At 70.3% G+C, this 6,775-nt stretch carries 4 protein-coding genes and 1 pseudogene; all 5 read right to left on the bottom strand.

Annotated elements, in window-relative coordinates; genetic code table 11:
• Positions 1–1,489, bottom strand: a 1,489-nt coding sequence (locus KDH83_RS23215; RefSeq protein WP_212320253.1) for a heavy metal sensor histidine kinase, incomplete at its 3' end; no start/stop codon positions are given.
• Entirely contained in the window at positions 1,486–2,172 is a 687-nt protein-coding gene (locus tag KDH83_RS23210; protein WP_212320250.1) for a heavy metal response regulator transcription factor, read from the bottom strand. The genes KDH83_RS23210 and KDH83_RS23215, both read right to left, overlap by 4 nt.
• Before the next feature lie 26 nt (positions 2,173–2,198).
• Positions 2,199–5,357, bottom strand: coding sequence for an efflux RND transporter permease subunit (locus KDH83_RS23205; protein ID WP_212320249.1), 3,159 nt, complete (start codon positions 5,355–5,357; stop codon positions 2,199–2,201).
• Positions 5,354–6,517 carry an efflux RND transporter periplasmic adaptor subunit gene (locus KDH83_RS23200; RefSeq protein ID WP_212320247.1) on the bottom strand — a complete coding sequence of 388 codons (1,164 nt, stop codon included), beginning with the start codon at positions 6,515–6,517 and terminating at the stop codon, positions 5,354–5,356. The genes KDH83_RS23205 and KDH83_RS23200 overlap by 4 nt, the downstream gene beginning before the upstream one ends.
• Before the next feature lie 6 nt (positions 6,518–6,523).
• Positions 6,524–6,775: pseudogene (locus KDH83_RS23195) on the bottom strand (RND transporter); the annotation flags it as partial.

Raw genomic sequence — 6,775 nt, 5'->3', positions numbered from 1 at the left:
ACACCGGTGCGGGGGCGGGGCTCGGCACGGTACCTGGCCCGTGTCGCCGACGCGGGCCGTGGCCCGGTAAACGCCGCCGGCGCCCAGCCACCCTGGCCCGCGCGGGGGGGGGGGGGCCCCGCCGCCGGGGGGGCCCGCCCCCCCGGGCCCCCCCGCCGCCGCGGCGGGCCGCCCCCGTGCCGCCGTGCATCGCCGCCACCGCCTTGACGATGGCCAGGCCCAGCCCGTGGCTGCCCTGCCCGTCGCCGCGACGGGCAGCGTCGGCGCGGTAGAAGCGCTGGAACAGATGCGGCAGATGTTCCGGCGCGATGCCCGGGCCGGGATTGCCGACCGCCACTTCGACCCCGCCCGCCTGCCGCCGCACGGTCACGGTGATGAGCGAGCCCGGCGGCGAATACTGGATGGCGTTCTGCAGCAGATTGGTCACCGCGCGCCGGAACAGCGCCGTGTCGATCAGCGCGCCGGCCTCGCGGTCGCCCTCGATGGCCACGCGCATGCCGGCCTCGTCGAGCAGGAACTCGAAGAACTCCACGGTCTTGGCCACCTCGTCGGCCAGCACCGCATGGATGCGTCCGGTGGCCGCCTCGCCCTGGTCGGCACGCGCCAGGAACAGCATGTCGTTGACCATGGCGCGCAGGCGGTCCAGCTCTTCCAGGTTGGATTGCAGCACTTCCTGCAGGTCGCCCGCGTTGCGCGGCCGGGCCAGCGCCACCTGGGTCTGGCCGATCAGGTTGGTCAGCGGGGTGCGCAGCTCGTGCGCCACGTCGGCGTTGAAGGCTTCGAGCTGGTTGTACGCGCCTTCGAGCCGTTCCAGCGCGCCGTTGAAGGAGGCGGCCAGGTCTTCCAGCTCGACCGGCAGCGCCGCCATGTTCAGCCGCTGCGACAGCGCGCTGGGGCGCAGCGCCCGCGCCTGTCCGGACAGGCGCTGCAGGGGCCGCAGCCCCAGCCGCGCCAGCCAGTGGCCCAGCAGCGCCGCCAGCAGCACGGCGGCCAGGGCCAGCCCCGCCAGCGCCCACATCAGGGTGCCGCGCGTGTGCGCGTAGGGCGCGGAATCCATCGCCACGATCAGCCGCACCGCCGGCCGCTGCTGGTAGGCGTCGATCGTCAGCGTGAGGGTGCGCAGCGGGTAGGCGCGGTCCGGCAGCACGATCTCGCCATAGCCGTCGGCATGCCGTTCCAGGCTGCTGATATCGGCCAGGCCGCTACCGTATTCATAGGCAGGATCGTCCGACAGCACCCAGAAGCGCAGCGCGCCGTCGGCCGGCGTCAGCGTGTCGAGCTTGAGCTTGAAGCGGCCCCAGCGCTCCGGCTCGCCGCTGCGCACCAGCGAATAGCTGACGTCCTGCGCCATGGTCCGGAGCGCGTCGCGCTGCAACCGGTCGAACTGCCCGTCCAGCACGCGATAGAAGGCGATGCCGGTCAGCAGGAAGATGGCCGCCGCCGCCGCCGCGAACAGAACCGCCAGCCGCGACCGGATCGAGAAGCTCATGCGGCGCACTCGTCGTCGCGCAGCTCGAGCACGTAGCCCATGCCGCGGATGGTATGCAGCAGGCGGCGGCCGAACGGCGCGTCCACCTTGGCGCGCAGGCGCTTGATCGCCACCTCCACCACGTTGACGTTGCTGTCGAAATTCATGTCCCAGACCAGTTCGGCGATGGCGGTCTTGGACAGGATCTCGCCCTGGCGCCGCGCCAGCACGGCCAGCAGGGCGAATTCCTTGGCGGTCAGGTCCAGCCGCTGCCCGGCGCGCCAGGCCTTGCGGCTGATCAGGTCGATCTGCAGATCGCCGATGCGCAGCTGCACCGGCTCCTGGGCCCGGCCGCGCCGGGTCAGCGCCTGCAGGCGCGCCAGCAGCTCCAGGAAGGAAAAGGGCTTGACCAGGTAGTCATCGGCGCCATCGTGCAGGCCGCGGATGCGGTCCTCGACGCCGTCGCGCGCGGTCAGCATGATGACCGGCGTCTGCCGCACCTCGCGCAGCGCGCGCAGCACGGCGAAGCCGTCCAGGCCCGGCAGCATGGCGTCCAGCACGATCACGTCGTAGTCGTGCTCCAGCGCCAGGTGCCGGCCGTCGATGCCGTTGTGGGCCACGTCGACCACGCAGCCCTGCTCGCCCAGGCCCTTGCGCAGGTAATCCGCCGTCTTCAGCTCGTCTTCGACTATCAGGATCTTCATGCACACCCCACGGGACGCGATCAGCGCTATTTTGGCTCAACTTCCGCCGCCTGGGCGGCCCGGCGCTCGGCCCGCGCCGCCTTGCGCCGCATGTACCAGTAGTGGGCGCGGTCCAGGTACAGGTACACCACGGGCGTGGTGAACAGGGTCAGCGCCTGCGATACCAGCAGCCCGCCCACCATGGCGTAGCCCAGCGGCCGGCGCAGCTCCGAGCCCTGGCCGTGGCTGAGCATCAGCGGCAGGCCGCTGAGCAGCGCGCACATGGTGGTCATCATGATGGGCCGGAAGCGCAGCAGGCAGGCCTGGTAGATGGCCTCGGCCGGCGGCAGGCCGCGCTCGCGCTCGGCCGTGAGGGCGAAGTCGATCATCATGATGCCGTTCTTCTTGACGATGCCGATCAGCAGGATGATGCCGATCAGCGCGATCACGCTCAGGTCGTAGCCGCCCATCATCAGGATCAGCAGCGCTCCCACGCCGGCCGAGGGCAGCGTCGACAGGATGGTCAGCGGATGGATATAGCTTTCGTACAGCAGGCCCAGCACGATGTACACGGCGACCAGCGCGGCGGCGATCAGGTACGGCTGGGTGGACAGCGAATCGCCGAACGCCTTGGCCGTGCCCTGGAACGCGCCCGCCAGGCTGGCCGGCGCCCCCATCTGCGCCTGGGCCTGGGTGATGGCCTGCACCGCCTGGCCCAGCGAGGCGCCGGGCGCCAGGTTGAACGACAGCGTCACGGCGGGAAACTGGCCCTGGTGGCTGATCGACAGATAGGCGGTCTTGCTGGTGTCCAGCTTGACGAAGGTCGACAGCGGCACCTGCTGGCCGGTCAGCGGCGAGGTCAGGTACAGCCGCGAGAACAGGTCCGGGTCCTGTTGCAGGGCGGGCGTGACCTCCAGCACCACGTGGTAGCTGTTGATCTGCGTGTAGTACTGCGCCACCTGGCGCTGGCCGATGGCGTCGTAGATGGTGGCGTCGATCAGCGCGGGCGAGATGCCGAAGGACGAGGCCCGCGCCCGGTCTATGGTCAGCGTGGCGGTGGCGGCCTGGTTCTGCTGGTCGGAGGCCACGTCGGTCAGCTCCGGCAACTGGCGCAGCCGCGCCAGCATGCGCGGCGCCCAGACGTTGAGCTCGTCCAGGTTGGAGTCGGTCAGCGTGTACTGGTACTGGGTGCGCGACAGCCGGCCGCCCACGTTGATGTCCTGCCCGGCCTGCATGAACAGCGTCACGCCGCCCACTTGCGCCAACTTGGGCCGCAGCCGGGCGATGACCTGGTCGGCCGAGGCCGTGCGCCCCTTGTCCTTGGGCTTCAGGCCGATGAAGAAGGTGCCGGTGTTGTAGGTGCTGGGGTTGCCGCTGAAGCCGAAGCTGGCGATGTCCGGATCCTGGCGCACCACGTCGGCCAGCTGGATCATGCGCTGGTTCATCAGCGTGAACGAGGAATCCTGCGCCGATTCGGCGAAGCCGAAGATGAAGCCGGTGTCCTGCTGCGGAAAGAAGCCCTTGGGGATCAGCACGAACAGCGCCACGGTCGCCGCCACCGTCGCCAGGAAGGTGCACAGGGTCAGGAACTGATGGCGCAGCACCACCTTCAGGCCGCGCTCGTACCCGCCCAACATCAGGTCGAAGCCGCGCTCGAACCACAGGTACAGCCGGCCGTGGCGCTCGCCGTGGCGATTCTTCAGGTAGCGCGAGCACAGCATGGGCGTCAGGCTCAGCGACACCAGCACCGACACGGCGATGGCCAGCGTCACGGTGACGGCGAACTCGCGGAACAGCCGCCCCACGATGCCACCCATCAGCAGCAGCGGAATGAACACCGCCACCAGCGAGACGGAAATCGACACGATGGTGAAGCTGATCTCGCCCGCGCCCTTGTAGGCGGCCTCCAGCGGCGGCATGCCTTCTTCGACGTGGCGATAGATGTTCTCCAGCATGACGATGGCGTCGTCCACCACGAAGCCCACGGCGATGGTCAGCGCCATCAGCGACAGGTTGTCCAGGCTGAAGCCGACCAGGTACATGGCGGCGGCCGTGCCGGTCAGCGCCAGCGGCACGGTCACGCAGGGAATCACCGTGGCGGCGACGTTGCGCAGGAACAGGAAGATCACCAGCACCACCAGCGCGATCGTCAGCGCCAGCGTGAACTCCACGTCGCGCACCGAGGCGCGGATGGTCTGGGTGCGGTCCATGATGATGTTCACGTGCACCGAGGGCGGGATCGACGCTTCCAGCCTGGGCAGCGCGGCGCGGATGCTGTCGACGGTCTCGATCACGTTGGCGCCGGGCTGCTTGCTGACCGTCAACACGATGGAACGGCCGTTGGTGATGGTGTTGTCCGGCGGCGAGGCCGGCCCGGCATAGGCCCAGCCGGCCAGCTTGGTGTTCTCCGGCCCGTCGACCGCCCGGCCGATGTCGCGGATGCGCACCGGCGCGCCGTTGCGGTAGGCCACCACCATGTCGTTCCACGGCCCGGCCGACAGCAGCTGGTCGTTGGTATACGTGGTGTAGCTCTGGCGGGCGCCGTCGATGGTGCCCTTGGGCTGGTTCACCGACGTCACCGCGATCACGCCGCGCACGTCTTCCAGGCTCATGCCCAGGGCGCTCAGTTTTTCCGGGTCCACCTGGATGCGCACGGCCGGCTTCTGCTGGCCGTTGATGTTGACCAGCCCCACCCCGGCGATCTGCGAGATCTGCTGCGCCAGGATGTTGTCGGCGTAGTCGTTCACCTGGGTCAGCGGCAGCGCGTCGGACTGCACCGCCATGATCATGATGGGCGCGTCGGCCGGATTGACCTTGCGGAAGGTGGGCGGGCTTGGCAGGTTGTTGGGCAGCTGCCCGCTGGCCGCGTTGATGGCCGCCTGCACGTCCACCGCCGCCGAATCGATGCTGCGGTTCAGGTCGAACTGCAACGTGATCTGGGTTTGGCCGATGGCGCTGGCCGACGTCATCTGCGACAGCCCGGCGATCAGCGCGAACTGCCGCTCCAGCGGCTGGGCCACGCTGGATGCCATGGTCTCCGGACTGGCGCCCGGCAGGTTGGCGCTGACCTGGATAGTCGGAAAATCCACTTGCGGCAGGGGCGCCACGGGCAGCAGCGGCCAGGCCGCCACGCCCACCAGCAGCAGCGCCAGCGCCAGCAGCGAAGTGCCGATGGGCCGCTTGATGAAGGTCGCCGAGATGCTCATTGCGCGCTCCCCTTGCCCGGCTCCAGCTCGCGCACCGCGCTGCCGGGCTTGAGCTTGTACTGGCCGTCCACCACGACCCGCTGGCCGGGCTGCAATCCCTTGGATATCACCGCCAGCCCGTCCTGCATGCGCGCGACCGACACCGGCTGCAGCCGCGCCGCGCCGTCCGCGTCCACCGCGTAGACATAGGTGCCCGACGCGCCGCGCTGCACCGCCGCCGCCGGCACCGACAGGGCCGCCTCGGCCGGGTCCAGCACCAGGTGCACGTTGACGTACTGGCCGGGCCAGAGCGCGTGGCGCGGATTGTCGAAGCGGCCCTTGAGCTGCACCGTGCCGGTGGTGGTGTCGATCTGGTTGTTCAGCAGGATCAGCTGGCCGCTGCCCAGCGCCTGTCCGCTCTCGCGCGCGTAGGCCGTCACCGTCAGGGCGCGGCCCTGGTCCATGGCCGCGTTGATGACCGGCACGGCGTCCTCGGGCAGGGAAAACAGCACGGTGATCGGATCGATCTGGTTGATCACCACCAGCCCGCCCGGATCGGCGGCGTGGACGATGTTGCCCGGATCCACCAGGCGCGCGCCGACCCGGCCCGCGATCGGCGCCGTGATGCGGGTGTAGTCCAGCTGCACCTGGGCGTAGCGGATCTGCGCGTCATCGGTCTGCAGCGCGGCCTGCAGCTGCGCCACCAGCGCGCGCTGGGCGTCCAGCGTCTGCTGGGTGGCGGCGTCGGCGCGCCGCAGCTCGGTGTAGCGCTGCAGATCCAGCCGCGCGTTCTGCAGCGTGGCCGCGTCCTTGGCCTTCTGCGCCTGGGCCTGGGCCAGCTGCGCCTGCAGGGCGCGCGGGTCGATGCTGGCCAGCAGCTGGCCCGCGGCGACATCCTGCCCTTCGGTGTAGCCCACGCTGTCGAGCTGGCCGTCGATGCGGGCCTTGACGGTCACGCTGGCCGCCGCGGTCACCGTGCCCACGCCGCTCAGGTAATGCGCCAGCGGCGCGTCGCTGACGCGGGCGGTGACGACGGGCACCGGCGCCGCGTCCGAGGCCGGCGGCGCGCCGCTGCCGGTCCGCCACCACCACCATGCCGCCGCGCCGGCCAGCAAGACCAGCGCCAGCGCACCGGCCGCGACGGCCTGCCGTCGATGGGAAGAGATCGCCGCCTTGTTCATATCGCCTTACTCATGAGTCGGGGCCGCCATGGCCTGGGCATCGGGCACGGCCAGGGAAGCCGCGTCCCAGCCGCCGCCGACCGCCTTGATCAACCCCACGCTGGCCACCATGCGGCGGCCGAGCAGCTGCACCGCCGTGCGTTCATTGCTCAGCGTCAGCGCCTGCGCCGCCGCCACGTTCAGGAAAGTGACCGTGCCGGCGCGGTACTGCGCCAGCGCCAGTTGCTCGCTTTCGCGCGAGGCCCGGACCGCGTCGTC

Source organism: Achromobacter sp. Marseille-Q0513, assembly GCF_018195695.1.
Taxonomy (GTDB): Bacteria; Pseudomonadota; Gammaproteobacteria; order Burkholderiales; family Burkholderiaceae_B; genus Achromobacter.
The sequence above is the reverse complement of the archived record's forward strand: the minus strand, read 5'-3'. Positions and strand labels throughout refer to the sequence as shown.

Bases quoted from the DNA above. Each gene is read 5' to 3' on its own strand.
- KDH83_RS23210 (WP_212320250.1), bottom strand. From the start codon at position 2,172: ATGAAGATCCTGATAGTCGAAGACGAGCTGAAGACGGCGGATTACCTG.
- KDH83_RS23205 (WP_212320249.1), bottom strand. From the start codon at position 5,357: ATGAGCATCTCGGCGACCTTCATCAAGCGGCCCATCGGCACTTCGCTG.
- KDH83_RS23200 (WP_212320247.1), bottom strand. From the start codon at position 6,517: ATGAACAAGGCGGCGATCTCTTCCCATCGACGGCAGGCCGTCGCGGCC.